This is a genomic window from Nitrospira calida (assembly GCF_976986435.1).
This window is the reverse complement of record NZ_OZ335950.1, coordinates 620,831-646,901: the sequence shown is the minus strand read 5'-3', so window position 1 is coordinate 646,901 and position 26,071 is coordinate 620,831. Positions and strand designations below refer to the sequence as shown.

General features: G+C 62.5%; 25 protein-coding genes. 1 reads left to right on the top strand and 24 read right to left on the bottom strand.

Features of this window, described 5'->3' with window-relative positions; translation table 11 throughout:
* Positions 1–232: 232 nt before the first annotated feature.
* From ychF to ACWHTU_RS03205, 9 genes are all read right to left on the bottom strand, one after another.
* Positions 233–1,324, bottom strand: a complete 1,092-nt coding sequence (ychF, locus tag ACWHTU_RS03245) for a redox-regulated ATPase YchF (RefSeq protein WP_447861607.1) — start codon at positions 1,322–1,324, stop codon at positions 233–235.
* Positions 1,325–1,417: 93 nt separating this feature from the next.
* Positions 1,418–2,002 carry an aminoacyl-tRNA hydrolase gene (gene pth, locus ACWHTU_RS03240; RefSeq protein ID WP_447861605.1) on the bottom strand — a complete coding sequence of 195 codons (585 nt, stop codon included), beginning with the start codon at positions 2,000–2,002 and terminating at the stop codon, positions 1,418–1,420.
* A gap of 2 nt (positions 2,003–2,004) precedes the next feature.
* Positions 2,005–2,775, bottom strand: a complete 771-nt coding sequence (locus ACWHTU_RS03235; RefSeq protein WP_447861604.1) for a 50S ribosomal protein L25 — start codon at positions 2,773–2,775, stop codon at positions 2,005–2,007.
* 97 nt (positions 2,776–2,872) lie between these two features.
* Positions 2,873–3,814, bottom strand: a complete 942-nt coding sequence (locus ACWHTU_RS03230) for a ribose-phosphate diphosphokinase (protein ID WP_447861602.1) — start codon at positions 3,812–3,814, stop codon at positions 2,873–2,875.
* A 164-nt stretch (positions 3,815–3,978) separates the two neighbouring features.
* Positions 3,979–4,911: a 4-(cytidine 5'-diphospho)-2-C-methyl-D-erythritol kinase gene (gene ispE / locus ACWHTU_RS03225; protein WP_447861600.1), complete on the bottom strand. Its 933-nt coding sequence runs from the start codon at positions 4,909–4,911 to the stop codon at positions 3,979–3,981.
* 84 nt (positions 4,912–4,995) lie between these two features.
* Complete coding sequence (locus tag ACWHTU_RS03220; protein WP_447861598.1) at positions 4,996–6,375, bottom strand: sigma-54-dependent transcriptional regulator; 1,380 nt, start codon at positions 6,373–6,375, stop codon at positions 4,996–4,998.
* A complete protein-coding gene (locus ACWHTU_RS03215) occupies positions 6,360–8,054 on the bottom strand; it encodes an ATP-binding protein (RefSeq protein ID WP_447861597.1) in 1,695 nt (564 codons plus the stop codon). The genes ACWHTU_RS03220 and ACWHTU_RS03215 overlap by 16 nt, the downstream gene beginning before the upstream one ends.
* Before the next feature lie 251 nt (positions 8,055–8,305).
* On the bottom strand, positions 8,306–9,523 hold the full coding sequence (locus ACWHTU_RS03210) for a type II secretion system F family protein (protein WP_447861595.1): 1,218 nt from the start codon (positions 9,521–9,523) through the stop codon (positions 8,306–8,308).
* 162 nt (positions 9,524–9,685) lie between these two features.
* Positions 9,686–10,222 carry a CDP-alcohol phosphatidyltransferase family protein gene (locus tag ACWHTU_RS03205; RefSeq protein WP_447861594.1) on the bottom strand — a complete coding sequence of 179 codons (537 nt, stop codon included), beginning with the start codon at positions 10,220–10,222 and terminating at the stop codon, positions 9,686–9,688.
* Positions 10,223–10,378: 156 nt separating this feature from the next.
* Here ACWHTU_RS03205 and ACWHTU_RS03200 point away from each other — a divergent pair, with 156 nt between their 5' ends.
* Positions 10,379–10,696 carry a hypothetical protein gene (locus ACWHTU_RS03200; protein ID WP_447861592.1) on the top strand — a complete coding sequence of 106 codons (318 nt, stop codon included), beginning with the start codon at positions 10,379–10,381 and terminating at the stop codon, positions 10,694–10,696.
* A gap of 35 nt (positions 10,697–10,731) precedes the next feature.
* Here ACWHTU_RS03200 and ACWHTU_RS03195 read toward each other — a convergent pair whose 3' ends face one another.
* The 15 genes from ACWHTU_RS03195 to murD form a co-directional block, all read right to left on the bottom strand.
* Complete coding sequence (locus ACWHTU_RS03195) at positions 10,732–11,874, bottom strand: serine hydrolase domain-containing protein (protein WP_447861591.1); 1,143 nt, start codon at positions 11,872–11,874, stop codon at positions 10,732–10,734.
* Positions 11,875–12,004: 130 nt separating this feature from the next.
* The gene (locus ACWHTU_RS03190) at positions 12,005–12,511 is read right to left on the bottom strand and encodes a DivIVA domain-containing protein (RefSeq protein WP_447861589.1); all 507 of its coding nucleotides are present in this window, start codon (positions 12,509–12,511) and stop codon (positions 12,005–12,007) included.
* Positions 12,512–12,530: 19 nt separating this feature from the next.
* Entirely contained in the window at positions 12,531–12,833 is a 303-nt protein-coding gene (locus tag ACWHTU_RS03185) for a YggT family protein (protein ID WP_447861588.1), read from the bottom strand.
* Complete coding sequence (gene proC / locus ACWHTU_RS03180) at positions 12,833–13,651, bottom strand: pyrroline-5-carboxylate reductase (protein ID WP_447861586.1); 819 nt, start codon at positions 13,649–13,651, stop codon at positions 12,833–12,835. Before proC ends, ACWHTU_RS03185 begins: the two co-directional genes overlap by 1 nt.
* Positions 13,644–14,357 carry a YggS family pyridoxal phosphate-dependent enzyme gene (locus ACWHTU_RS03175; protein ID WP_447861585.1) on the bottom strand — a complete coding sequence of 238 codons (714 nt, stop codon included), beginning with the start codon at positions 14,355–14,357 and terminating at the stop codon, positions 13,644–13,646. The genes proC and ACWHTU_RS03175 overlap by 8 nt, the downstream gene beginning before the upstream one ends.
* A gap of 117 nt (positions 14,358–14,474) precedes the next feature.
* Positions 14,475–15,185 (bottom strand): peptidoglycan editing factor PgeF, encoded by a 711-nt coding sequence (gene pgeF, locus ACWHTU_RS03170; RefSeq protein ID WP_447861583.1) that lies wholly within the window; start codon positions 15,183–15,185, stop codon positions 14,475–14,477.
* 79 nt (positions 15,186–15,264) lie between these two features.
* A complete protein-coding gene (gene ftsZ, locus ACWHTU_RS03165) occupies positions 15,265–16,461 on the bottom strand; it encodes a cell division protein FtsZ (RefSeq protein WP_447861582.1) in 1,197 nt (398 codons plus the stop codon).
* 51 nt (positions 16,462–16,512) lie between these two features.
* Positions 16,513–17,748: a cell division protein FtsA gene (gene ftsA, locus ACWHTU_RS03160; protein ID WP_447861580.1), complete on the bottom strand. Its 1,236-nt coding sequence runs from the start codon at positions 17,746–17,748 to the stop codon at positions 16,513–16,515.
* 3 nt (positions 17,749–17,751) lie between these two features.
* Complete coding sequence (locus ACWHTU_RS03155; RefSeq protein WP_447861578.1) at positions 17,752–18,633, bottom strand: cell division protein FtsQ/DivIB; 882 nt, start codon at positions 18,631–18,633, stop codon at positions 17,752–17,754.
* A gap of 20 nt (positions 18,634–18,653) precedes the next feature.
* On the bottom strand, positions 18,654–19,622 hold the full coding sequence (locus ACWHTU_RS03150; protein WP_447861576.1) for a D-alanine--D-alanine ligase family protein: 969 nt from the start codon (positions 19,620–19,622) through the stop codon (positions 18,654–18,656).
* Positions 19,623–19,733: 111 nt separating this feature from the next.
* On the bottom strand, positions 19,734–20,627 hold the full coding sequence (murB, locus tag ACWHTU_RS03145) for a UDP-N-acetylmuramate dehydrogenase (protein ID WP_447861575.1): 894 nt from the start codon (positions 20,625–20,627) through the stop codon (positions 19,734–19,736).
* A 50-nt stretch (positions 20,628–20,677) separates the two neighbouring features.
* A complete protein-coding gene (gene murC, locus ACWHTU_RS03140) occupies positions 20,678–22,072 on the bottom strand; it encodes a UDP-N-acetylmuramate--L-alanine ligase (RefSeq protein WP_447863301.1) in 1,395 nt (464 codons plus the stop codon).
* Between the two features lie 61 nt (positions 22,073–22,133).
* Positions 22,134–23,312 carry an undecaprenyldiphospho-muramoylpentapeptide beta-N-acetylglucosaminyltransferase gene (gene murG / locus ACWHTU_RS03135; protein ID WP_447861574.1) on the bottom strand — a complete coding sequence of 393 codons (1,179 nt, stop codon included), beginning with the start codon at positions 23,310–23,312 and terminating at the stop codon, positions 22,134–22,136.
* A complete protein-coding gene (ftsW, locus tag ACWHTU_RS03130) occupies positions 23,309–24,517 on the bottom strand; it encodes a putative lipid II flippase FtsW (protein WP_447861573.1) in 1,209 nt (402 codons plus the stop codon). The genes murG and ftsW overlap by 4 nt, the downstream gene beginning before the upstream one ends.
* A gap of 45 nt (positions 24,518–24,562) precedes the next feature.
* Positions 24,563–25,990 carry a UDP-N-acetylmuramoyl-L-alanine--D-glutamate ligase gene (gene murD, locus ACWHTU_RS03125; protein WP_447861571.1) on the bottom strand — a complete coding sequence of 476 codons (1,428 nt, stop codon included), beginning with the start codon at positions 25,988–25,990 and terminating at the stop codon, positions 24,563–24,565.
* Between the last annotated feature and the right edge of the window lie 81 nt (positions 25,991–26,071).

The following is a 26,071-nucleotide window of genomic DNA, read 5'->3' as shown; positions in this document are numbered from 1 at the left end:
ATCCGCGTGGATTTCACATGGATGCGCTTCAGGGAACCGAGCGAATAAAGATGGGCGACGTCCCGGACCGACTCCGGCCAGGATCAGAAGGGATTTTGGTGGGTTAGGATCTCGGGTGGCGCCGACCTGGAAGCCCGCTCGCCCGCAACGGGGTCCCTACACCGGGTGGGGTGCGAGGGCAAGCGGGCTGGTCGGTGACAGGACCCGCCTCCGGATTTCGGACACTGAAACCTCAGACATTGAATCGAAAATAAACAACGTCCCCTTCCTTGATCACATAGTCCCGTCCTTCCAGCCGGAACAACCCCTTCTCCCGCACCTTCGCCTCCGAGCCGCAGGCGATCAAATCGTCGTAGTGGTAGACCTCCGCGCGGATGAAGCCGCGCTCCATGTCGGAGTGAATCTTCCCGGCCGCTTCCGGCGCCTTCGTCCCCTTACGGATCGGCCAGGCCCGCGCTTCCACCTCTCCGGCCGTGAAGAAGGTGATGAGGTTCAGCAGCTCGTAGGCGACGGCGGTGAGCCGCACGAGACCGGATTGGGCCAGACCAAGGTCCTTCAAAAAGGCCGCGCGGTCCTGTTCCGGCAGGGTCGAGATCTCGGCTTCAATCTGACCGCAGATCAGCACGACCTTGGCGCCCCGTTTGTCGGCCAGTTCCTGCACCGCCCGCACATACGGATGGTCCACCGTCGTGCCTTCCTTCACGTTGGCGACGAACAACACCGGCTTGGTGCTCAGAAGTTGCAGCTCGTTCAGGATGACCCGTTCGTCCGGCGAGAAGGCAAGATTCCCCAGCCATTCGCCCTTATTGAGAAAATCGGTGAGCTTCTGGACCACGGCCAGTTCCTTGCTCGCCTGCCCCTCACCTGACTTGACGCGCTTCTCGATCCGTTGTCGGCGACGGTCTAACGTCTCCAGATCAGCCAGGATCAGTTCGGTTTCGATGGTCTCGATGTCGCGTTGCGGGTTGACCTCGCCGGCCACGTGGACGACGCCCGGGTCTTCGAAGCAGCGCACGACATGCATGAGCGCGTCCACTTCCCGAATCTGCGCGAGAAACTGATTGCCTAACCCTTGGCCTTGGCTCGCCCCCTGGACCAACCCAGCGATATCCCGCACTTCCAGCGTGCTCGGCGTCTTCTTCCTGGATTGAAAAATCTCGACCAGTTTGTCCAGACGCGGGTCCGGCACTGGGGCGATGCCGACGTTGGTTTCAACGGTCGAAAAGGGGTAGTTGGCGACGACCGCCCCCGCGCCGACCAGCGCGTTGAACACTGTCGTCTTCCCGACGTTCGGTAACCCGATCATGCCGCAACACAACCCCATGCGCTTACCCCAATGAGGAATGAGAAATTAGAGGAACGGTCATGAAACATCTACCAATCCCATTGATCGACGGCCCGGAGCGCTTCACACTCCTCATTCCTCATTCGTATCCTCGCGCTCTCGCACGTTGAATTCGTTCATCGCCGCGGCGACGCCCTTGAGCACGATGCACTCCAGCGCCTGAACCGCGCGATCCAAGGTTGGATCGATTCTCGCTCGCTCGTCGCGCGAGAAGGGCTCAAGCACATAGTCGGCGGCCTCCTGGCCGGGAACCGGGCGCCCGATGCCGATCTTGAGGCGCACGAAGGCGGGCGTGCTCAGCGCAGCCACAATCGAGCGGAGGCCGTTATGGCCGCCGTGCCCGCCGGCTTGTTTGATCCGTAGCCGGCCCAGTTCCAGATCCAAATCGTCGTGGATGACGATGAGTTGATCGGGGGAAAGACCCAACTCGTGCAGCAGAGCCTTGAGTGGAGGCCCCGTAACGTTCATCCAGTCGAGATGGCCTGCAAGCTCGACGGATTCCGAACCAACCGTGCCCGCACCCCGCACGGCGATTCCGCGCGGTCGCAAGCGGATGGACCAGCGGGCCGCCGCCCGCTCGAGGACCCAAACGCCGATGTTGTGGCGCGTGTGGGCATAGGCGGCTCCGGGATTCCCGAGCCCGACAATGAGGCGCAACGCTACTTCTTCTTTTCAGGTTCTTTCTTTTCGGCTTTCGGCGCTTCTTTACCGGATTCTTTTTTCTCACCGGCTTTCGCTTCCGCCGCGGGAGCCGCCGCTTTCTCCGCCCCTTCGGCCGGCGCTTCTTCCTTCCCTTTCCCGATCACCTCAGGCTCCTTGCCTGGCTCCGCCGCGCCGCTGGTGAGCAGCGCCTCCAGCTTGGCTTCGGACATCGGGGCCGCAACGCTCACGACCATTTGATCGGGATCGTCCAAAAACCTGATCCCCTCCGCCTTCGGCACCTCCCGGACATGAATCCCCTGGCCGATCGCTAACTGAGAGGCGTCCACCTGGATCGCGTCGGGCAGGGCTGAGGGCAGGCACTCGATAGAGAGTTCGCGCAGGTTGTGATGCAGCACGCCGCCTTCTTTGACGCCAGCCGGCGTGCCGCCGGTGAGCTGCACCGGCACTTTGACCCGGATAGGCTTGTCCATCGACACTTCGAACAAATCCGCGTGCAACACCTCGCCCGTCACAGGGTCGACTTGATAGTCCCGCAGCAGCGCCGTCCGTTTGGCTTTGGCCTTCGCGCCATTCACCGTGAGCGAGATGAGCGCGGTCGTGCCGGCATGGGAGCGCAGAATGGTCTTCAGATCGTCCGGCTTCATCGTGAGCAGGAGACATTCCCCTTGCCCGTAGAGCACGGCAGGCACGCGACCGCTGCGCCGGAGTTGGCGCGCCGCGCCCTTGCCGGACCGTTCTCGCACTTCAACCGCCAGATCGAATTTCATGATGATCCCTCACCTCAGCCAACTAACATAGAGCACGCAGCGAACAGCCTATCGCGCGCTCCTCTGAGCTGCCCGCTATTCGCTAGCGGCTTCCCAATTACGCAAAGAGTGAACTGACCGATTCTTCCTCGTGAATCCGCGAAATGGCTTCTCCGAGCAGCGGCGCGACGGACAGCAGGTGGAGCTTCGGACACAGTTGCTCTTTGTCCCTCAACGGAATCGTATTAGTGACCACTACTTCGCGCAAGCAGGACTGTTGCAGCCGATCGAGGGCCGGCCCCGAGAGGACCGGATGTGTGCAGGCCGCCCACACCTCCCGCGCCCCCTTGTCAGCGCACGCTTGCGCGCCCTGAACGATGGTACCCGCCGTGTCGATCATATCGTCGAGGAGCAGGGCGCTTTTCCCTTCCACGTCGCCAATGATGTTCATGATCTGCGTCTGGTTCGGCCCCTCCCGCCGCTTGTCAATGATGGCCAGGTTGGCCTGGAGCCGCTTGGCGAAGGCCCGCGCCCGCTCCACGCCGCCCGCATCGGGCGACACGACCACAAGATCGGCCACGCCGCGTTTGTTGATGTATTCCAACAGCACCGGCGTGGCATAGAGGTGGTCCACCGGGATGTTGAAGAAGCCCTGAATCTGCCCCGCATGAAGATCCATCGTCAGCACGCGATCGGCCCCCGCGGTCGTGATGAGATCCGCCACAAGCTTCGCCGAGATCGGTACGCGCGGCTGATCCTTCCGGTCTTGACGCGCATAGCCGAAATACGGGATGACGGCCGTGATCCGGCTAGCCGACGAGCGCTTGAGGGCATCGATCATAATCAACAACTCCATGATCGAGTCGTTGACCGGCGAGCAGCAGGATTGCACGACGAAGACGTCAGCCCCGCGGACGTTCTCCTCGATTTTCACCCGCACTTCCCCATCACTGAAGGAAGAGACCGTCGCCTCGCCCAACCGAATCCCTAGATACGCGCAGATCTCCTGTGCGAGCGCAGGATTGGCGTTACCGGTAAACAGCTTAAGTGCCTTGTTCATCGTGGTACCTCGAACGCTGTGAGAGGCCGTCGGATCTTCAGGAACTGCGAGATGTACTTCCGTTACGGCGGGGCCGGCGGGTCTTCGCGTACTCCCGCCCCATGCTTGTCTCTTTCGCTGCGTTCTTGAGGGGATTGAACTGTAGCGAAAAGCGCTCCCGGTTGTCAACCAACGGGCAGCGGCGCGGAAGCCGACGGATCCTCGCAAGACAGGGCCTCCGTGCAAGTCCGCACGACATAGGCTCGGCACCGTTCGAACCGGTCCAGCCCCGCGTGCGCCTGCCGGGCCGCCGTTTCGTCGCGGAAGACACCGAAGACGGTCGAGCCGCTGCCGGACAACAGCGCCGCCTCTGCCCCTTGCGAGAGCAGCCGTGTCTTGATCGTGTGGAGTACGCCGTGTTCGGGAAACACCGCCGCTTCGAAGTCGTTCTCGACCAGCGGCAACAGCTCTTCCCAGGTCACGGCTTCCCACGTTTCCACGGCTCGCAAGGCACTGGAGAGCGACCGCGCGCCGGACCGCGTGGCCGAGAGCCGTTCATAGGCCCAGCGCGTGTCGATCGGAAATCCCGGGTTGACTAAGACGACCCACCGCGCTCCCTTCAATCGGAGCGGCTTGACGATTTCGCCGCGGCCGGTAACCAACGCGCTGGGGGCGAAGAAGAAAAACGGCACGTCGCTCCCTACCTGTTGACCCAACTCCGCCATGCGAGCGACCGTCCATCCCAACCCCAGAAGGCGATTCATCCCCTGGATCGTCGCGGCCGCGTCGCTGCTCCCCCCGCCGAGACCAGCGCCGTGGGGAATCCGCTTCATGAGCTCGATCTCCAATCCGACGTTGAGGCCGGCCCGCTCCAGCGCCAGCGTCGCGGCGCGAGAGACCAAATTCCGATGATCCGTCGGCAGCGTCGGGTCGTCGCATTGGAGCATCACCCCCGCCTGGCCTGCTCTCACCCGCAGCCGCAGCTCATCCTCCAACGCCACGGTCTGCATCACCGACCAGAGGTTGTGATACCCGTCCGGCCGGCGATCCAGCACCCGCAGGATCACATTGATCTTCGCCGGCGCACAGACCCGCACCGCTCCGTCTCCCACCGTCATGCTCGTTCACCCTCGTGGCTCGCGACGGACGCATCGTTCGTCAACATGCACTCCCGATTCTTCTTGCAGTTCACGCCTCTCGCCCTAGTCCTTTCCCCCTTTGATCGCATACTTTTCCAGCCGATAACGGAATGACCGGGTGTTCAGCCTCAGCAGGCGGGCGGCCTTTTTCTTGACCCAGTTGGCCCGTTCCAGGGCTTTCAACAGCAATTCCTTCTCGATGGAGTTGATCAGCGCCTCCAAATCGAGCCCGTCCTCCGGCAGATCGGTCGGATACGTCTGTTGCGGCGTCACCGGGCGATGGAGCCAGCCGCGGATCTCCTCTTCGGTCACCGGCTGGCCGGAGGAGAACGCTACCACCCGTTCGATGAGATTTTCCAATTCGCGGACGTTCCCTCTCCATTCATGCTCCAGGAGCGCCCGCATGGCTTCGCCGGTAATGGCAGGAACGGGCTTTCCGCTTTCGCGGCAAAACTTGTCCAGAAAGTGCTGGACCAAGAGCGGAATATCCCCTGTTCGGAGCCGCAGGGGCGGCAGGACAATGGGGATCACATCCAATCGATAGTACAGATCCTCGCGGAAGGTTCCTTCGGCTACCGCCTTTTCCAGATCTTTGTTCGTGGCGGCGATGATCCGCACATCCACCTTCACATCCTGCGTTCCGCCGACCCGGCGAAATTCGCGCTCCTGAATCACCCGCAGAAGCTTCACCTGCGTCGCCGGCGACGTATCCCCGATTTCATCCAGGAAGATCGTCCCGCCGTTCGCCACCTCGAACAGACCGGCTTTGTTCGAGACCGCCCCTGTGAACGAGCCCTTCATGTGACCGAATAACTCGCTTTCCAGCAAGGTTTCCGGCACCGCGCTGCAATTGACTGTCACGAAGGGCATGGGCGCGCGCGCACTGTTGTAATGGATGGCTCGTGCGACCAGTTCTTTCCCGGTTCCGCTTTCGCCGAAGATGAGCACGTTGCTCTTGGAATCGGCTACCTTGCGCACGACGTCGAAGACCTTTTGCATGGCCTCGCTTTTTCCGATGATTTGCGCGAAGGAGGACTGACTGGCCATTTCGCGCTTGAGCAGCATGTTTTCGGTCGACAACCGACGCCGCTCCAGCGCGTTGCGGATAATGAGCTGGACTTCGTCCACTTGAAACGGCTTGGTGAGATAATCATAAGCGCCGTGCTTCATTGCCTCGACGGCCGACTCCGCCGACGCAAACGCGGTGATCACCAGCACCACCGTATCCGGCGAGGAGGCCTTAACCGCCTTGAGCACGTCGAGCCCGCCCACCTTGGGCATCTTGAGGTCCGTGATCACGAGATCGAAGATTTCTTTGCCGAGGTGGGCAATCGCCTCATCGCCGTCGGAAGCCGCCGTCACCGCATAGCCGGCCCGTTTGAGCATGATGCTCAAGACATCGCGCATGCTCTGTTCGTCGTCGACGACTAGGATCTTTTCCACGGTCCCCTGCCTTCGTGCCACAGCCTCGGTCCGGCTCCGGCCGACCTCGGCAGGCACACCGTAAACCGAGAACCCCTGCCTTCCCGGCTGTCGACCTTGATCCACCCGCCATGCAGATCCACGATCCGATGCACGGCCGCCAGACCGAGTCCGGAGCCTTCTTTTTTCGTCGTAAAGAAGGGCAGGAAAATCTTGTCCAGGTTGCCCTTCGGAATCCCAATGCCCGTATCCTGGAACGCGATTTCGATCACTTCCCCGCTGCGCCCGCTTGAATCGACGCGCCGGCGACCGGTGGAAATGGTTAATTGTCCCCCGGACGGCATCGCCTCAAACGCATTCGTCGCCAGGTTCCAGAACACCTGCTTCAGCTGGTCCTGATCGACCTTGGCCGTCAGGGCGCCCTTGGCCAAGGTCGTGGAGATCGTGATGTTGACCTTGGTCCGCGCTTCATGCGCGATGAGGTCCAACGTGTCCGACAGGATTTTGTTCACATCGCACTCCGCCAGATTGAGGGCGGGCGGCCGCGCATACAGGAGAAATTCGGTGATGATCGTGTCCAACCGCGTCGCTTCCCGGACGGCGATGTCCATAAGCCGCCGGCTGGTCTCATCCGATGCGACGTCTTTGCGCAACATTTGCATGGCGCCAGCGAGCGCGCCCAGGGGGTTCCTGATCTCGTGGGCCATACCGGCGGACATCTCACCCAGCGTCGCGAGCCATTCCCGGCGCCGCATTTCCTCTTCCATGTCCCGAATCTCGGTCAAGTCCTTGAACACGCCAACCAGACCGGTTTGCTGTCCCTGCTCCTGAAGCGGGGACAGCGTCATGCCGAGGATCAAGCGGCGGCCGTCCGCGCGTTTGCACTCGACTTCGAATCGAGAACAGGCGAAGAGAGCCTCCGCCTCTTTCTCCGACCCGTGGTTCGGACGCCAATTGAAAATCTCCCGCCAGGGTCGGCCCTTCACCTGTTCGAGACCGTAACCGGTGGCTTCCTGAGCCGCCCGGTTGAAGGACGTGATCAATCCCGCCGCATCCGTCGTAAATACGCCGCTGCTGATGCTCTGGACGATGTTCTCGTGGAACGCCCGGAGCCTGGTCAGCCCCTGCTCCTTTTCTTTGAGGCGTAAGTCCGCCCGATTGAGTTGGTCGACAAGCGCGCCGCTGAGGAACCCGACCACCAGGAACGCAAGCGCATAGACCCCGAACGTCTGAAGCGTCTCCGCTGCGGACAGCCGCGACGGATGCAGCCAGCCGAGCGGCTCCAGCACACCGTACAATTGCAGATTGGCGACGACGCCGAACAAGATGATGCAGAAACCCGCCGTCACCAATCCGATCCGCTGGCGCGGCACCAGACTGGCCAGCGTCACCGAGATCACGTAGAGCACGGCAAAGGGACTTTCGACCCCGCCAGTTCGCGCGACCAGTACGGTCTCCAACACGAAATCGACGCCGATCTGCACCCAGGCGAACATTGTCAGCGACCGGGGCGAGGACAGTCGCCGAAGAACCACAACGTACGGAATCGTGATCGCGTACGTGAACGCGATCAGGGCGTAAAAGGTGGGAACGCGCTCGCCTTTGGCGACTTGGAAGGTCAGCGACAGTCCCAACAGAAGGGTGACGACCACCACCCGCAGGGCCATTAACCAATGGAGTCTTGTCCGGAGTTCGTCCATGCATCCAGCGGGCTGCCCGTCCGGAAACGTCGTGCGGCGTCACAAGAGTCGGCTCGTCAAGTTCGCAATGCTCCCGAGCGGACTCGAACGCGAGGCCCCGAAGACGCTCCGTCCGCAGAACTGAGGCAGGATCCCTTCGGAGGCCTTTGCGGTCAATCCCAGCTCCGACCGCCGATCCAATCGACTCAGAGGAGGGGGGGAAAGCGGTTCTGCTTCGGCGTCCGACGACCACCGTTCCCGCAAGCGGACGGTTATCCGATCGCCGACGCCATCTGGAAGATCGGCAAATACATCGCGATTACGATGAAGCCGATCACCGTCCCCAGAAACACCATCATCATCGGCTCGAGCAGCGCGGTCAGTGACGCGACGGCTTGATCCACTTCATCCTCGTAGAAGTCGGCGATTTTGCCGAGCATCGCATCGAGCGCGCCGGTCGACTCGCCCACTGCGATCATGTGGGTGACCATTTTGGGAAACGTTTCGCTTTTTGCGAGTGGTTCGGCGATGGTTTTCCCGCCGCTGATGCTCACCCGGGCCCCCAGAATGGCTTCTTCGATGACCTTGTTTCCGGAAGTTTTGGCGCAGATGCTGAGGCCGTCGAGCAGTGGCACACCGCTGGTGATCAACGTGCCGAGCGTCCTGGTGAATTTGGCAACGGAGGCTTTTCGGATCAGTTCGCCAAACACCGGCGTCTTCAGCAGCAACCGGTCGATGACCAGCTTCCCTTTCGGCGTTCCGTAGTATTTCTTGACCCCGTACATCGCCAGCACCAGAGCGATCACCATATAGATGATGTAGGCCTGGACGAAATTACTCATGTCGATCACGAGCTGCGTCGGGCCTGGCAGACCCATTTTTCCACCGGACATTTCCGCGAACATTTTGGCGAAGATGGGAATCACCCAGATCATCAGCACGGTGATGACGATAACGGCCACGCCCATGATGGCGGCTGGGTAGACCATAGCCGACTTGATCTGGCCCTTCAGCTTCATGGCCTTTTCGATGTGTTTGGCCAACCGGGTTAGGATAGTGTCCAACAGACCGCCGACCTCGCCCGCATGGATCATGTTTACGTACAAGTCGTCGAAGATCTTGGGATGTTTCTTCAACGCATCGGAAAAGGTCGATCCGCCTTCCACATCGATCTTCACCTCCCCGATGGTCTTGGCCAGTACCTTGTTTTCCGACTGGGTCGACAGGATCTCCAGGCACTGAATCAACGGTAGGCCGGCGTTGATCATGGTGCCAAATTGGCGGGTAAACACGACCAAATCCTTGTCGGTGATCGCGGACCCCAACGAAAGATTCAGCCCGCCTTTTTTGCCCGCCTTTTCTTCCAGGCTGGTGACGATGACGTTTTGCCTGCGCAGTTGTTCGACGGCTTCATCACGGGTTTTGGCCGTCAATTCCCCCCTGCGGATCGCGCCCGTTCTGGTTCTGCCCACATATGCGAAGGTGCTCATCTGGTGATCTCGGTCCCGCGGTTCTCTCAGTGAATCAGAAGCGCTGCACGGAGAAAAACGATGCAAAACGAAGTCTACTGGACGACCTGGGGCTTGTCAAAAAAATTGCCGGATCGTGCGGCTCGCGCGCAGCCGCACGGGGGAAGCGCTCGGAAGACTCGGTCAGGTACCGCTGGTGCTGACATGAATATAGCCGCGATAGAGATAATGGAAGCCCGAGGTCAGTGTCAGCCCCACCATCACGTACAGCAAGGGCTGAAGAACCCCGAGGTCTATCTGCCGCGAGGCCAAAAAGACCGCGAGAATGATATAGGCGAGCTGAAGGAGCGTTGTTCCTTTTCCCAAAATCGTGGGGGAAATATCGACCCGCGAATCGGCGAGTTGAGCCAGCACAGTGCCGGCCATCAGAATCAGGTCGCGACTGACGACCACGATAGCAATCCACGAGGGAATCAGGTGCATCACCGCCAGTGTCACGAATCCCGAGGTCAGCAACAGCTTGTCGGCCAGCGGATCCAGAAACGCGCCCAGTCTGGTGCGCTGGTTGGCAACCCTGGCGATGGTACCGTCGAGCCCGTCCGTCACACCAGCCAATAGTAGGATCACGAGGGCCTGGTCGTACCGTTCGTAGATCAGGAACCCAACGTACACGGGAATCAAGAGAATGCGCAGAATCGTCAAACTGTTGGGAATGTTCATGGCGTCGCGTGAGGCCCGCTGGCGGCGCGTCAAACTCTCCGTCCGTCGAGAAGCCGGGTCATCTTAGGGATGGGGCCGGAATCTTGTCAACGCGGTTGCAGTCGGCGGGACAGGCCCCTATAATCCCGTCGGATCGCGCAGACGGAGGTCATTACGATGAGCACCCTCCCGCTGATATTCAAGAAAGAAGGCTTGGTCGAACGTCATCAGATCGAAGGGGTCGACCCGAGCGACCGGTACTTTAACCGTTCGATCCTGGTCCATCGGACCGCCAACGGGTATTTCGCGAAAGTCATGTACGAGGCGCTCACCGTTGAGGGGCAGACGCATCCTTCGATCGCCGCAGCGGTGAAAGACGTGGTGGACAGGCTGAGGACGTTGGGGTTCCGGCGGATGAGGACCAGACCGAACTTCAAAGGCCGCCACTACTTGGCCGAAAAGGAAACGTGGATCGACTATCCAGACGAGGCCTAGGCTGGAGCAAGCAGCGAACAGCGAATAGCTGTCAGCTACTGGCTCCTCGCTACGAGCTCCTGAAAGATGAGATCATGAATGAAGGGACGGAAGCGCTGAATCTGATTGTTTCGGCGGGTCGGGTGGACGCGGTTCGACAGTAATACCACTTCCAGCTCCCGGATCGGATCGACCCAGAGTGACGTGCCTGTGTATCCAAGATGCCCGAACGACCGCGGCGAGAATTGGCTCCCCGCCGACGATAGCGCCGAAGGCGTATCCCATCCCAGCGCCCAAGTGGATTGCGGGACGCGATTCTGCCGGGTCACGAATCGGCGTGCGAATTCCGGCTTGAACGGACCCGGCCGTCCGTGATAGGCGTCCAGCCACGCTCCGGACACTGCTAACACCGCCTCCGCCGTCCCGAACAGCCCCGCGTGCCCGGCCGCGCCGCCCAACGCTGAGGCGTTCTCATCGTGCACCTCCCCGCACAGAATCCGCCCTCTCCATGCATCGCGTTCGGTCGCGGCGACCGCATCCCGGTCGGACACTAATCGACCGCCCACGGTCATCCCGTCCGCAGTGGGCGTCGCAAACCCTAACGGGTCGGCGCCAAGCGGCTCGAAGAGGTGTTCCCGACAAAAGGCCGGGAACGACTGCCCGCTCACGCGTTCCACAATGAAACCGAGCAACATGAATCCCAAGTCGCTGTAGACACTGCGCTCTCCGATGTTGTGCAACAAGGTTTCCTCGCGGATATAGCCCATGACCGCCCGCCCGGCGGCCTCACTGCCCCAAAAGCCCGGGGTGAGGCGATCCTGTTCCGCTATCCGTTCGTAATAGGGCCTCCACGCCGGCAACCCGGAACTGTGCGTGAGGAGATGAAAGACCGTCGCGCTCCCGATTGGGCGATCCTTCAGCTCAGGAAGCAGCTCGTCGAGCCGATGATCGAGCGTCAGCCGGCCTTGCTGGACCAACCAAAGGACGGAGGTGGTCGTCGCGAGCGGTTTGGTCAAGGAGGCAAGATCGTAGATCGTCCGGACCTGCGCCGGCGCCCCCGGCGGTTCCGATGAAACGCGGCCGACGGCCCGGTGGTAGACGAGTCGCTTCCGCACGCGCACCGCCAGCACCGCCCCGGGAAACACACCCTCCTGCACGGCGGTTTCGAGCGCACGGTCCACCGAGTCGGTTCCGCTCATGCATTCCTCTTACGATGGTCGTGAAATTTCGCGGGACAAAATCGTTATGCCGATACGGCTCTGGAGGATACGCGCGGCGGCACGAGACCGGATGGCGGGGTGATGAGCTGTCCGGACGGCGACGGTCTCTTCAGTGATTGGAATCGCCGGCAAGTTTGTCATCCGGAGCAGCCTGGTCGGGGTGGTACGTCTCTCCCTCCTCGATCTCCAACATCCGTTCGAACGTGCGGATCGTGGCGCGCAGCCGTTCGATCATCAACAGCCGCTGCTTCCGTAGTTCGGTGAGGTCGCGTTGCGTAACAACCAACTCCCCCCTGGCCTGCCGGAGCATTTCTGCGGCTTTCAACTCGGCTTCCTTGACCACCAACTCCGCGTCCCGCTGCGCCGAGCGCTTCATCTCATCGGCCAATGACTGTGCGGACACCAGCGCATGCGACAGCGTCGCCTCCGTTTTTTTCATCTCGGCCAGTTGCTGTTCGACGAAGGCGAGTTTTTCCCGCAGCACCGCGTTGTCCCGGTTGAGCGCTTCGACGGTCTGTGCGAGGTCCTCCAGAAATCGGTTGACTTCCTGACGGTCGTAGCCCCGGAACGCAGTTCGGAAGACCATTTGCTGGATATCGAGCGGTGTGATCTTCATGGATTTCTCCCGCGCGGAATTATTCGATGTGCATACGCGTCGCCATTTCAAACAACGACCGTACGAGCGCATACTGCAGGAAGACAATGATCAGGATCGCCACCACCGGCGAGAGATCGATGCCCATTCGCCATCCAAGCCACCGACGGATCGGACCGAGCACGGGCTCCGTGGCGCGCTCCAGAAATTGGACGATCGGATTCCAGGGATCGGGATTCACCCAAGAGATCAGCGCGCGCGCAATAATGACATACATGTAGAGGGTCAGGATCCAATCCGCCACATGGGCGATCCCTTCCAGCACGTTCGCCGCCACAAACATCAGCGTCCCAATTCCCCCGACCGCCGCGCGGCCGCCTCCACTGCCGCGATCAAACAGGCCCGCGCGCCGCCGCGTTCCAACCGATGCAGCCCGGCGATGGTCGTTCCTCCGGGAGAAGCCACCCGGTCTTTGAGCGTGCCCGGATGTTCGCCGGTTTCGAGCACCATGCGCGCCGCGCCCAACAGCGTCTGGGCGGCCAGCAGTTCTGCCACGGCGCGCGGCAGCCCCATCTTGACACCGCCGTCCGCCAGGGCTTCGATCGCGACAAACGCATAGGCCGGTCCGCTGCCGCTTAGGCCCGTCACCGCATCCATCACCCGTTCCTCCACCGTCACCACCCGCCCCACGGCCTCAAACAGCGCGCGTGCAAGCCGGCCGTCTTCTTCTTCGATTCCGGCACCCCAGCACAGCGCCGTCATGCCTTCACGAACCAAGGCCGGCGCATTGGGCATCGCGCGGATGATTCTCGTCTGCCGCGGCACCCGGTCAGCAATCCAACGGACGGAGACACCGGCCGCAATCGAGACGACCAGACGGCCGGCCAAGACAGGAGCGATCTCCTCCAGCACGTCGGCCAGAACCTGGGGCTTCACGGCCAAAACGACCACCTCGCCCCATTGAGCCGCATCCCGATTGATCGAGCCGACCTGCACGCCGAAGCGCCGCTTCATGTGGTCGAGGCGGACGGCGTTGAGGTCGGTCGTCCACACGTGACCGGGGTCGCAAGCCCGCGCGGCGAGCATGCCCTCGATCAGCGCCTCGGCCATTTGGCCGGCACCGATGAACGCAATGCGCTTCCCGCCTCCGAGACTAGACACGGCGCGCCCCGAAAATCGCGGTGCCGATTCGCACCATCGTCGCCCCTTCTTCAACCGCAATCTCGTAATCGTGCGACATACCCATCGAGAGTTCGTCCATGCGGATCCGCTCCTGCCCGGAACGCGCGAGCGACTCGGCTAGCTCTCGGAGCCGCCGGAAATACGGGCGCGCGTCTTCGGGATCGGTTACCAACGGTGGAATCGTCATCAGCCCCCTGATAAGCAGGTGCGGCATGGCGTTCAGCTCTGGGAGAATTTCTCCCACGGACTCCGGAGCGAACCCCCCTTTGCTGTCCTCTCCGCCGATATTAATCTCCAGTAAGACTGGCTGGATGATCCCGGCCTGGGCCGCCCGGCGGTTGAGCTCCACAGCTAGCTCGACACTATCCACCGAATGGATAAGCTCGAACAATCCGACGACCGCCTTGGCTTTGCGTCGCTGCAACCGGCCGATGAAGTGCCAGTGCGCTTGCCCAAGACCGATCTGCTTGATTTTTTCCCGCGCCTCCTGCAGCCGATTCTCGCCGAATTCGGTCAAGCCCGCGGCCATCGCTTCGCGCAAACGGGGTACGGACACCGTTTTGGTCGCTCCGATCAACCGAATGCGGTCGGATTGACGCCCGACGCGCTCCGCGGCACGGCGAATGTGCTCGAGGACAGTTCGGATGTTTCGGGCAATCGCATCGGAATCAGACGCCTGAATCAACGGAATCGACCATCATCAGGTACGCGCATCCACCGGACCGCCAACCGACCTTGGCATGATCCCAAACTTATGCATATAGTACCGGAAACCGGCGGCGCTTGTCAGGACTTTACGGTTTCACGCCCGCGCCTGCCGGCGCAAGAGGACGATCCCACTGACCATCGTGCCGTTCACGACCCCCTCGCGACGATACGAAAAGAAGAGGTCGGGATGGCAAATCGTGCAGACGTTCACGCTGTGGATCCTCCCTTCTTCGACTCCGACTGATCGGGCCTGTTGTCGCACCAACTCCCGGAGGTCCAACATCGCCTTGTCTCTCCCGCATTCGAGCACCACGGAGCGCCATCCGCGAAAGCTCGCCCTCAGCCGGGCCAGAACCGGCTCGTCCACTTCATAGCAGCAGGGTCCGGCCGCCGGTCCGATGCCCACGCGAACCGAAGAGGGCTCGGACCCGAACCGCCGTTTCATCGCCTCCAACGTCTTGAGAACGATGCCCGCCACGGCGCCGCGCCAGCCTGCGTGGACGGCCGCCACCACGCCGCGTTGGGGATCATGCAGCAACACCGGCACGCAGTCGGCCGTGCGGACCGTCACAAGCACGCCCGGTTGATCGGTGATCAGGGCATCCCAGGCGCCGTCGAACGTCTCGTCGGTCCGTAGGGGTCGGTCCACAATCAATGCGTCGGTCCCGTGCACCTGTTTCACCGCCACCACCGTCACGCCGGCATCCGTTTCAAGCCGGTCCGGCTGGTTGCGCGTGCCGAAAAAGTGCCGCACGCCGTCGCGCACCGTGGCAAAGGCTGGCAAGGTAATCACGACATCCTTCATTATTTGCAAATGGACGCGTTGGCCCCTCGTCATTCGACACACACTGCACATTGACGAGTGACCCACGCGGGTTGACGAATCAGTCCGCCTGCTTGCGCAGAAACGTCGGCACGTCCCATTCATCGTCGGCCATCAGACTGAGCCGCTCCTGCGCCTCCCGCTGCTCGCTCAGTTTCCGCAAGAACGCCGGTCGGTCCAGGTCCCGATGCGGCAGGTCTGGTCCGCCCGCATGAACGCCCGCCAATACCTGTTGGGCGGTTCGAGGACTTCTCGCCGCCATCCGCTCGGCGGCCGCAACGGCAGGCTTAGCTTGCGGCTCGTCACGATCGAACCCTGTGGCGATGACGGTCACGACCAGGTCGTCGCCCAAATCCGGATTGATCACCTGGCCGACGATGATATTGGCTTCCGCATCGGCGGCCTCCTTGATGATCGACGCGACTTCATCCACCTCGTGCAATGACATGTTCGGCCCGCCCGTGATATTGAGGAGGACCCCCCGCGCCCCCTCGACGCCACCGTCTTCGAGCAGCGGACTGGAGATCGCTTTCTGCGCGGCTTCCATCGCCCGGTTGGCGCCGCGCGACACACCCATGCCCATGACTGCCCGGCCGGTGTGGCTCATCACCGTGCGCACGTCGGCGAAATCCACATTGACATGGCCGGTCGTGGTGATGACGTCAGCGATGCCCTGAATCGCCTGCCGCAGCACGTCGTCCGCGACCTTGAACGCGTCCAGCAACGGCGTGGACTTGTCCACGATGCTCAACAGGCGCTGGTTCGGAATCACCAGCAGCGTATCAACATGCCGACGCAGATCGCGCAGCCCCTCCTCGGCATAGGCCATCCGCCGATGTCCTTCGTATTGGAACGGCTTGGTCACCACGGCGACCGTCAGGATTCCCAGCTCGCGGGCGATGCCCGCCACGATCGGCGCCGCCCCCGTGCCGGTCCCGCCTCCCATGCCGGCGGTCACAAAGACCATGTCCGCCCCTTCCAGCGCTTCCCGAATTTGGTTCTGGCTTTCCAAGGCCGATTCCTTGCCGATTTCAGGCTTGGCGCCGGCGCCCAAGCCCCTGGTCCGTTCCGGTCCAAGCTGAATCTTGAAGGGGGCATGGGCGCGTTCGAGCGCCTGCACATCCGTGTTGGCGGCGATGAATTCGACCCGGCTTAATCCGGCCCCGATCATCGTATTGACCGCGTTGCAGCCGGCCCCGCCTACGCCGATGACCTTGATCCTGACCGGCGTCAGCATATCCTCCTGAAATGCAAACATCGCGACACCTCCCTTTGTGCGATGCGCCCGCTCAAAAGCCAGCAGGCGAGGTTAAAACAACTCGAACATCCACGACCGCATGCGTTCGAAGACCCGACCCAGAGGACGCCCGCGGCGCAGCCCGGCGGTTTCCAATTCTTCAGCGTGGTGCCGGGCGTGCAGCAACAGGCCCACCCCCGTCGCATGCATCGGGTTGCTGACGATGTCCCGCAACCCGCCAACGCCGCTGGGCGTTCCCCGCCTTGCCGGCAGGTTCAGCACCTTCTCCGCCGCCTCCGGCATACCCTCCAGCAGCGAAGTGCCTCCGGTGATCACCACGCCCGCGCCTAACATCCCCTCGTATCCGGCCCTGGCGATCTCACGCTTTACCAGATCGAACATTTCTTCCACGCGCGGTTCGAGGATGTCGGCGATGTCCCGTCGCGAAACGGTCCGCGGCGGCCGGTCGCCGACTGACGGCACCTCCACCATTTGATGGCCGTGGATCAACTCGGTCCGCGCGATGCCGTGCTGGATCTTGATCTTCTCCGCCTCGGTCTGCGAGGTGAGGAGCCCGATGGCAAGATCCTTGGTCAGGTTCTGCCCGCCGATCGGCAGGATCGCCGTATGTCGAATGCTGCCGTCCAGAAAAATGGCGAGGTCCGTCGTGCCGCCGCCGAGATCCACCATCGCGACGCCCAGTTCGCGCTCTTCCTGGTTCAGCACCGCCTCGCTGGAAGCCAACGGCTGGAGAATGATGTCCACCACATCCAGACCAGCCCGGTTCACGCTCTTGATGATGTTCTGCGCAGAGGTGACCGCGCCCGTGATCACATGCACATTCACCTCCAACCGGTTGCCGGACATCCCCAACGGTTCACGGACGCCGTCCTGATCGTCCACCACGAACTCTCGCGGGAGCACATGCAAGATGCGCCGCTCGTGTGGGATGACCGCCAGCGTGCGGGCGCTTTCCACCGCCCGCTGAATGTCTTCGCGCGTCACCTCTCCCTTTTTCAGGGCCACCACGCCTTTGCAATTCTCTCCGGAGATATGGCTGCCCGCGATTCCGGTGTAGACCGAGTTAATCTGGACAGCGGCCATTAGCTCCGCCTCCTCGACCGCTTTCTTGATCGACTCGACAGTGCTCTCGATGTTGACCACGACACCCTTGCGCAGCCCGCGCGACGGACTGGACCCGACGCCGATGATGTTCAGCGCCCCCTCCTCTGTCACTTCGGCGACGATGGCGCAGATCTTGGTCGTCCCGATATCCAGCCCTACGAGAATCTGGTCTCGTTTCGGCACCGTTTACCCCCTTTCGCGGACAATGACGCGGCCGGAATACCGCAGGTCAATCTCGTTAGGCCCACGCCCGTCTCCATCGAAGGTCACGAAGCGGAGCGCCGGTCTGACCTTGCGGAACCGCTCCCATTGCTCGTCGACCGGGGACCGCCCGAATTGGAATCGCAGGCCGCGGACGGAGGCGACAAGATTGGCGGGGTTGCCGACGTCCACCTCCACCCGGCTGTCGAGCGTCTGGGTGACCAGATTCGCCAGGTCAATGCCGACCTTCGCCGCGCGGCGGGCGGCGGGATCGCCATGCAACAGCCCGTGGGAATCGATTCCGGTCAGCAGCGGGAGCGCCGGCTCGTCACCACTTTCCAACTTGGACAGCACATGTCCCTCGTCGTCGGTGAGCCAGTCGCCCGAGGCCGTCCGGACGACCGCCGCCGGCTTGCGCTCGGCGACCGTCACCTGCAACTCATGGAACGGCACGCGCCGGATCTCCACCGCCTTGATCCAGGGATGCCCCATCAGCCGTTCTTCCAATGCCTGCGGGTGCACGGAAAACAGCGTCGCGTCATCACGCAGCGACAGCCGATCGAGAATCTCCTGCCTGGTCACGCGATCAAGCCCCTGCACTGTCACAGTCTGGATAACAAACCACTTGCGGACGACCGGAACGGCCTCTCGTGAGACAACGGAAGCTCCCCACGCAGTCAGTCCGCTCAACACCAGCCACCCGGCCAACCGAAATCCGCGGCGAAACGAACGGCGCCGTCGCTCGCGCATCCGCTCCCAGGCGGCGCTTCCCGGTTCGGGCCCGTCCGCCCGTCGATGGTTCGGTCTGGGGCCTTGCGCCCGTTTCTTCCTCCCCGCCAGCAAAACCCGTCTCTTTCTCATGCTCATGGACGTGAGGTCCCTCGCGCTCAACCGGTTCCGACTCGCCGATGAGCGGCGCGCCTGAGCGCGGATTCCAGAATCCGCTCGGTCAAAGCGTCATAGTCGATCCCCGCTTGCGCCGCCGCCATCGGCAACAGACTCGTCTCCGTCATCCCCGGAATGGTGTTGATTTCCAGCACATAGGGACGGCCGCGCGGTGTGACTCGGAAATCCACCCGCACTGCGCCCTCACAGCCGAACACCTCGTAGGTCTTCACCGCCATCTCTCGCAGTCGGCGGGTCACGTTCGCCGAGAGAGGAGCCGGACACAGATACCGAGTCTTCCCTTTCTGATATTTGGCGGCGTAGTCGTAGAACCCGCTCGGCGCCACGATCTCCACCGCCGGCAGGACGGAGAGCTTTCCCTCTCCTTCATCGAGGAGAGAGACCGTGACCTCATGTCCCGGAATGTAGGCTTCGACCAGTGCCTGCCGGTCATATCGGTGGGCGAGCGCCAGCGCGTCTTTCCACTGTGACGGCCGGCGAACGATGCTCACCCCGATGGTCGATCCCTGCGAAGCCGGTTTCACGACGACAGGCCAGGTCAACCCGGCCGAGCGGAGGACGCGTCCGCTCGGCGTCGACTCGCCCCGCTTGACCACCGTCCCTGGAGGCACCGACACGCCGTGGTGGGCGAGCAGCGCCTTGGCGGTCACTTTGTCCATTCCCATCGCGCTGGCCAGCACCCCGCAGCCGGTATAGGGGATGCCGATCGTCTCCAGGAATCCCTGGATGGCGCCGTCTTCACCGCCTGGACCGTGAAGCGCCAAAAAGGCCAGCTCGATCTTCTGTTCTTGCAAGTCCTTATAGAGAGACGGTCCGACATCGATCGGCACCGCGTCATAGCCGCGCCGAAGCAGAGCTCGATGAACGGCTTGACCAGTCCGAAGCGAGATCTCCCGCTCGGAGGATTGTCCGCCCATCAACACGCCGATGCGGGCTCTGGTCAGCGGCATATTTGCTCGCTCATCACAAGTTGGAGTAACGGGGTAGCGGGGCATCGGGCTGGGGAGCCGTTCTCCGTTTTCTCCTTACCCCGTTATCCCTTTACCCCCTTACCTCTGGTCTCAGACTTGCCCGACGATCTTCAATTCCAGTTCCAGGGCGATGCCGGTCCGCCGCCACACTTGGCGGCGGACTTTCTGAATCAACGCGATCACGTCCGCCGCCCGCGCCCGTCCCAGATTCACGATGAAATTCCCGTGCTTCTCGGACACCTGGGCGTCGCCGACGCGCGCGCCCTTGAGCCCTACCGCCTCGATCAGCTTCCCCGCCGGCTCCTTCCCGGGATTCTTAAACACGCAGCCGGCGTTAGGAAGCGTCAGCGGCTGCGTATCCTTGCGATAGCGCAGATAGTCCTTGACCACCCGCTCAATGTCGCGCCGGGACCCGGGCTTGAGCTGGAGCCACACGCCCACCACGACGCCTTTCGGTAACTTCGCGCGCCGGTAGCTGAATTCAATCTCCGACGCGGGGCAGTCGACGATCCGTCCCAGAGGATCCACGATCCGCACGGCTTTGACGGCCGACCGCATCTCGCCCAACCTCGTGCCTGCGTTCATCACCACGCAACCCGCCACCGTGCCAGGAATCCCCGCCGCCCATTCGAGTCCGGAGAGCGAACGCCGGATGGCATGGCCGATGAGTGTCGGCATGCCGACCCCCCCCTCCGCATAGATGACGTGATCCGGCTCGTCCTCGATCGCCCGGAGCCGGGACAGACTGACGACCACGCCGCGGATCCCCTTGTCCCGCACCAGCAGATTGGTTCCGCCGATGACGAAGATCGGAACCTTGGCCGCGGCCGCTTGTTTCGCCAACTGGCAGACATCCTCGACGTCAGCCGGCTCGACGAGCACATCCGCCGGTCCACCGATCTTGAACGAGGTGTACTCCCGCAGCGGCGCATGAAATCTCACCGTCCCCTTGATGCCGGCGACGACTGTGCGAAGGTCGCGCATCGGCAGGCTTCCCGACCGTTGTGATCGCCCGCGGCGCCGGTCCATAACCTTCATGGTTGAGCCGACGACGCCAATCGATCCAACACCCCCAGGCCTGCCTTCCAGATATCTCCGGCGCCTAGTGTGATAACGAGGTCTCCAGGCTTCAGCACCGGCAGCACTTGATCCGGTAGCGTCTCTTTCCGTTCCACCCAGGTCACAGAGGGATGGCCGGCGGCCCGCACGGCCTCTGCCAATCGTTCGCCGGACACGCCGGGGATCGGCTGTTCACCGGCTGGATAAATGTCCGTCACGAACAGTACCTCCGCCTGGTCGAAGGCATGGGCGAACTCATCGATCAGGTCCCTCGTACGGCTGTATCGATGCGGCTGAAAGAGCACCACCAGTCGGCGATCCCAACCTTGCTTCGCCGCGGCCAGCGTGGCTTTGATTTCCGTAGGATGGTGGCCGTAGTCGTCCACCACCATGATCCCGCCCTTTTCGCCCCGCAGGTGGAAACGGCGCTCCACCCCGGTGAAAGCCGCCAGGCCCTTGCGGATCAGGTCGATCGGCACCTCCAGTTCCATCCCAATCGCGATGGCGACCAGCGCGTTGGCGACGTTGTGCACGCCCGGCGTCGCCAAGCGGAAAGGCCCGAGATTTTTTCCGCGGAAGTACGCTCGAAACTCCGAGCCCCACTGCCTGAGCGAAATGTCCGTCGCTCGAAAGTCCGGCCCCCCCTCTTCCTGTTCCCGCAACCCATAGGTCTGGTAGCGCTTCACGACCCGGGGCAGGAGCGACCGAATCCGCTCGTCGTCAGCACAGAGGACCGCCAGGCCGTAGAATGGAACCTTGTTGATGAATTCCAAAAAGCTTTCGTGGAGCCGCTCCATCGAGCCGTAATGATCCAGATGCTCCCGGTCGATGTTCGTCACCGCGACGATGGTCGGCGACAGCCGCAGGAAGGAGCCGTCGCTTTCGTCTGCTTCGGCCACGAGCAAATCCCCACGTCCCAGGCGCGCATGGCTGCCCAGCGCGTTCACCTTGCCGCCGATGACGATCGTCGGGTCGAGTCCGCCCTGAGCCAGCACGCTCGCGACCATCGAAGTCGTGGTGGTCTTGCCGTGTGCGCCGGCGATGGCGATGCCGTATTTCAACCGCATCAGCTCGGCCAACATTTCGGCGCGCGGAATGACCGGAATCTTTTTGGCCCGGGCTTCCGTCACTTCGGGATTGGTCGGCGCGACGGCCGAGGAAATCACCACCACTTGCGCCCCGCCCACATTGGACGCCTGATGACCGATGAAGATGCGGCCGCCGAGTTCCTGCAACCGCCTGGTCGTCTCGGATTCATGAAGGTCGGAACCCGTCACCGTGTAGCCCAATGTCAACAGGACTTCGGCGATGCCGCTCATGCCCGCTCCGCCGATCCCCACCAGATGGATATGTTGCGTCTTTCTGAACATGGACACCCGGGTTACAACTCCGCGATAACCTCGCCTCTCGTTCGGCCGCATGACGACCTGTTCACGTTCCCCCCGCTCCAACAGATCGGTCGATCTCATGATCTCCCCCTATGAGCGCGTAGCATTCCTGCACGATCGCCGCCGCCGCATCGGTTCGCCCCATCGCCCGGCTCCCGGCGCTCATCCGGCTCAACCGTTCGGGATCGCGCACCAATTCCTCGATCGTCCGCGCCAGCTTCGGCCCGCTCAACTCCGCCTGCGGCAGCACGACGGCGGCTCCGGCCGACGCCATCGCTTGCGCGTTGCGCGCCTGATGGTCGTAGATCGCCTGCGGGAGCGGAATCAGAATCGCCGGCTTGCCGCAGGCGGTGACTTCGGCGATGGTCACAGCCCCGGCGCGGGAGACCACCAAATCCGCTGCACGCAAGACCCGCGGCATGTCGTAGAGAAACGGCGCGACTTCCGCGCTGAACCCCATCGCCCGATAGGCGGCCTGGACCCGCGCATAGTCTGCGTCTCCCGTCTGGTGCGTCACTGCCAGGCGTTCCCGCAGGTCCATCAGGTCCGGCAACGCGTCGATCACCACCGAGTTAATCGCGTTCGCTCCCTGGCTTCCGCCGAAAATCAGCAGGCGGAAGGCACCCGGCGTGCGGCTGATGGGTATGGATTGAACGCCCGCAGCCTGTTCTCTTGCCGGCCGCTCGCTCTTCGTCTCTCGCCCTTCGCCTTCTTCATAGAACGCGCGCCGGATCGGCGTGCCGACTACACGGACCTTTGACGACGCAAAGGCTCCGGCCGCGGACTCGAAAGCCAGAAACACGCGCTGTGCCAAGGGACCCACGACCGTGTTCGCCATCCCGGGATGCGCATTGGGTTCCAGAATGACTCTCGGGATGCCCATGAGAAAGGCCGCCGCCAGCACCGCAGGACTTGTGTACCCGCCCACGCCGATCACAAGGTCCGCCCGCCGTTCACGCAGGATGCCGAGCGACTGCCGGATTCCGGCTGGGAGGGAGAGTAGAGCCATCGCTCCCCGGACGACCCCCCGCCCCATCACCGGCTTGGCTGCAATGAGCCTCAATTCGAACCCTTCGTGCGCCAAGACCTTCGATTCGATGCCGCGAGCCGTGCCGATGAAGAGAATGGCAGCGCGCGGATCCCGCCTCTGAAATTCGTGGGCGAGGGCCACAGCCGGATAGAGGTGGCCACCCGTTCCGCCCGCCGCGATGACGATGTTCATCTGCCGACCGATCCGCTCCCATAGCCGCTTCGGTGCCCGCCGGCCTGTCGGCCTCCCTGCCGATCCCGGGAGATGCTGAGCAACAGACCGACGCCGATCAGATTGACCACCAGCGACGAACCTCCGTAGCTCACGAACGGCAAGGTCAACCCCTTGGTCGGCAGCAAACCGGTGGCGACGCCAGCGTTGATCAGCGCCTGAATGCCGACTAGGAGCGTAATCCCCATGCCCAGATGCCGACCGAACGGCATCCGCGCCCGCTCGGCGATCTGAAATCCCTTCCACATAAAGATCGCGAACAGCAGGATGATCGCCGACGTGCCCATCAACCCCAATTCCTCGCCGACCAACGCCAGCACAAAATCCGTATGGGCTTCCGGAAGAAAGAAGAGTTTCTGCTTGCCCTCTCCCAGCCCGACGCCGAATGGACCGCCGCTGCCGAAGGCAAGAAACGATTGTGTCATCTGAAAGCCGGTATCGGAGGCGTCCTTCCATGGAGAGAGAAACGTCAGCAGCCGTTGTCGCCGATAACTTGACTTCAGCATCAACGCCAAGCCAATCGGCAGGGCGCAGAGAGCTAAGCCCATCAAATGCGTCAGCCGCGCTCCACCCAGAAACAACATGACCGCCGTCATCAGCCCCAGCACGACCACGGTCCCCAGATCCGGCTGCAACAGCACCAGCCCGCTCAGCACTCCGACGACGACGAGGGGCGGCAGAACCCCCTTGGCGAAGAGGCGAATCCTATCCTCCTTCTTCGCTAAATACGCCGCCAGATAGATCACCGAAACTAGTTTGACGATCTCCGCCGGCTGCACCGAAATCGGCCCCAGCCGCAGCCATCGCCTCGCACCCTTGGCTGCCACGCCGAGCGAAGGAATCAACACCAATATCAAAAGCACCGCGGTGAGCCCCAGCATCGGTAGGGCCAGCTTCCGCCACACCGGGTAGTCGATGCGCGAAGCCACATGCAGCAGCACAAAGCCGCAGGCCAGCCAAGCCACCTGCCGCTTTAGGAAATAGCCGGGATCCTGAAACCGGTTTCCCGCCACCACCGCGCTCGCGCTGAACACCATCACGAGTCCGAGCAGCGCGAGCACCGCCGTAATGACCAATAGAGTGCGATCCACGGGTACCCGCTTGCGGGCTTTGCGACCGGATGATGGCCAGGGAAGCGCCAGTGTGCCGGTTGTTTTCTGCGACATTCATGCGCCTCTTAACACATCATGCGCCACGCGTAACACGACCGGTCACGGCAAGGCAGTGACCAACGCCTTGAACTGCCGGCCGCGGTCTTGGTAGTCGGTGAACATGTCGAAGCTCGCACAGGCCGGCGACAGCAGCACGACGTCTCCCGGACTCGCTTCCCGCGCGGCCATCTCCACGGCCTCGCGCAGCGAGGCGGCGCGGCGCACGCGGTCGTATTCCCCCAACGCCTCCTGGATCCGCGGCGCCGCTTCGCCGATCAGAATCACCTGTTTGGCGCGCGCCTGGACGGGATGCCGGAGTTTCGAAAAGTCGGCGCCCTTGTCTCGCCCGCCGGCGATGAGCCAGATTGGTTGGTCCAGGCTTTCGAGCGCCTTCACTGTTGCATCGACATTGGTCCCCTTCGAATCGTTCACGAACCGGACGCCGCCGCGCTCGCGCACGAACTCCAACGCATGTTCGAGTCCGGGAAAGGTCTTGAGCACACGCCGAACGGCGTCCAGCGGGCAACCGCAGAGCAGCGCGAAGCTGACAGCCGCGAGCGCATTCTCGAGATTGTGCGCGCCGAGCAGTTTCAGCTCGGTCCGCCGGCAGACTTCCTGCCTGTGCCCTGTGACCGTCGACACGATCAGATCGCCCTCCAGAAACGTTCCGCCGCTGAACTCATGGCCGATTGTCCCGGTTCGGCTGAAGCCGAGCGCCGCAGCGCGAGTCCGAGCCCGCAGACGCATCACGCGCTCGTCATCCAGGTTGAACAGCGAGTAGTCGCCGGCCGTTTGATTGTCGAGTATTCTAGCCTTGGCGGCGACATATTCTTCCATCGACTCGTAACGGTCCATGTGGTCCGACGTGATATTCAGCAATGCGGCCGCCCAGGGATGAAAACGCTCCACGGTTTCCAATTGAAAGCTGGAGACCTCCACGACCAGATAGTCGTACGGCGAAGACGCCCCGCCCGCTTGATACGTTGCGAGCGCAGCCTCGCTCAAAGCCGTCCCGATATTGCCTCCCACGAACACCCGTTTGCCGCTTTCGGCCAGCAACTTCCCGATCAACGTGACCGTGGTGCTTTTTCCGTTCGTTCCCGTCACAGCCAGGACAGGCGCCGCGACAAAACGAGCGGCCAGTTCGAGTTCACCGATCACCTGCACGCCGCGGGCGCGGGCTCGCTGCAATTCGTCGGCGCGGGACGGCACGCCGGGGCTGATCACGATCAGCTCGGGGGACTCGAACGCCGATCCATAATCTGCTCCCACTCGGACCGTGATTGAGCCGGCATCCAGTTCGGCCAGCGCGCGTTCTAGCTCGCTCCGTTCCTTCCGGTCCGCGATAGTCACCCGCGCTCCGGCGGCCAAGAGCAACCGAGCCGCCGCGACCCCGCTCCTGGCCAGCCCGACCACCGTGACCCGTTTCCCGGCGAGGGCCTGCACTGCGGTCGCGGTGTTTGTGACAGTTGGCTTTGCGTCTTGCATTCTGGTCTATCTGGTCTGCCTGGTTCATTTGGTTGGTCCGGTTCTCCGGTTCAACCAAAGAAACAAATAGACCCGACTAAC

Bases quoted from the DNA above. Each gene is read 5' to 3' on its own strand.
- ACWHTU_RS03155 (WP_447861578.1), bottom strand. From the start codon at position 18,633: ATGAGCATGAGAAAGAGACGGGTTTTGCTGGCGGGGAGGAAGAAACGG.
- murD (WP_447861571.1), bottom strand. From the start codon at position 25,990: ATGCAAGACGCAAAGCCAACTGTCACAAACACCGCGACCGCAGTGCAG.
- ychF (WP_447861607.1), bottom strand. From the start codon at position 1,324: ATGGGGTTGTGTTGCGGCATGATCGGGTTACCGAACGTCGGGAAGACG.
- ACWHTU_RS03185 (WP_447861588.1), bottom strand. From the start codon at position 12,833: ATGTTTGTGGCGGCGAACGTGCTGGAAGGGATCGCCCATGTGGCGGAT.
- murC (WP_447863301.1), bottom strand. From the start codon at position 22,072: ATGTTCAGAAAGACGCAACATATCCATCTGGTGGGGATCGGCGGAGCG.
- ispE (WP_447861600.1), bottom strand. From the start codon at position 4,911: ATGACGGTGGGAGACGGAGCGGTGCGGGTCTGTGCGCCGGCGAAGATC.
- ACWHTU_RS03190 (WP_447861589.1), bottom strand. From the start codon at position 12,511: ATGAAGATCACACCGCTCGATATCCAGCAAATGGTCTTCCGAACTGCG.
- ACWHTU_RS03215 (WP_447861597.1), bottom strand. From the start codon at position 8,054: ATGGACGAACTCCGGACAAGACTCCATTGGTTAATGGCCCTGCGGGTG.
- ACWHTU_RS03195 (WP_447861591.1), bottom strand. From the start codon at position 11,874: ATGAGCGGAACCGACTCGGTGGACCGTGCGCTCGAAACCGCCGTGCAG.
- ACWHTU_RS03210 (WP_447861595.1), bottom strand. From the start codon at position 9,523: ATGAGCACCTTCGCATATGTGGGCAGAACCAGAACGGGCGCGATCCGC.
- pgeF (WP_447861583.1), bottom strand. From the start codon at position 15,185: ATGAAGGATGTCGTGATTACCTTGCCAGCCTTTGCCACGGTGCGCGAC.
- ftsW (WP_447861573.1), bottom strand. From the start codon at position 24,517: ATGTCGCAGAAAACAACCGGCACACTGGCGCTTCCCTGGCCATCATCC.
- ACWHTU_RS03235 (WP_447861604.1), bottom strand. From the start codon at position 2,775: ATGAAATTCGATCTGGCGGTTGAAGTGCGAGAACGGTCCGGCAAGGGC.
- ACWHTU_RS03200 (WP_447861592.1), top strand. From the start codon at position 10,379: ATGAGCACCCTCCCGCTGATATTCAAGAAAGAAGGCTTGGTCGAACGT.
- ACWHTU_RS03230 (WP_447861602.1), bottom strand. From the start codon at position 3,814: ATGAACAAGGCACTTAAGCTGTTTACCGGTAACGCCAATCCTGCGCTC.
- murB (WP_447861575.1), bottom strand. From the start codon at position 20,627: ATGCGCGACCTTCGCACAGTCGTCGCCGGCATCAAGGGGACGGTGAGA.
- ftsZ (WP_447861582.1), bottom strand. From the start codon at position 16,461: ATGTTTGCATTTCAGGAGGATATGCTGACGCCGGTCAGGATCAAGGTC.
- ACWHTU_RS03150 (WP_447861576.1), bottom strand. From the start codon at position 19,622: ATGCCGCTGACCAGAGCCCGCATCGGCGTGTTGATGGGCGGACAATCC.
- murG (WP_447861574.1), bottom strand. From the start codon at position 23,312: ATGAACATCGTCATCGCGGCGGGCGGAACGGGTGGCCACCTCTATCCG.
- ACWHTU_RS03205 (WP_447861594.1), bottom strand. From the start codon at position 10,222: ATGAACATTCCCAACAGTTTGACGATTCTGCGCATTCTCTTGATTCCC.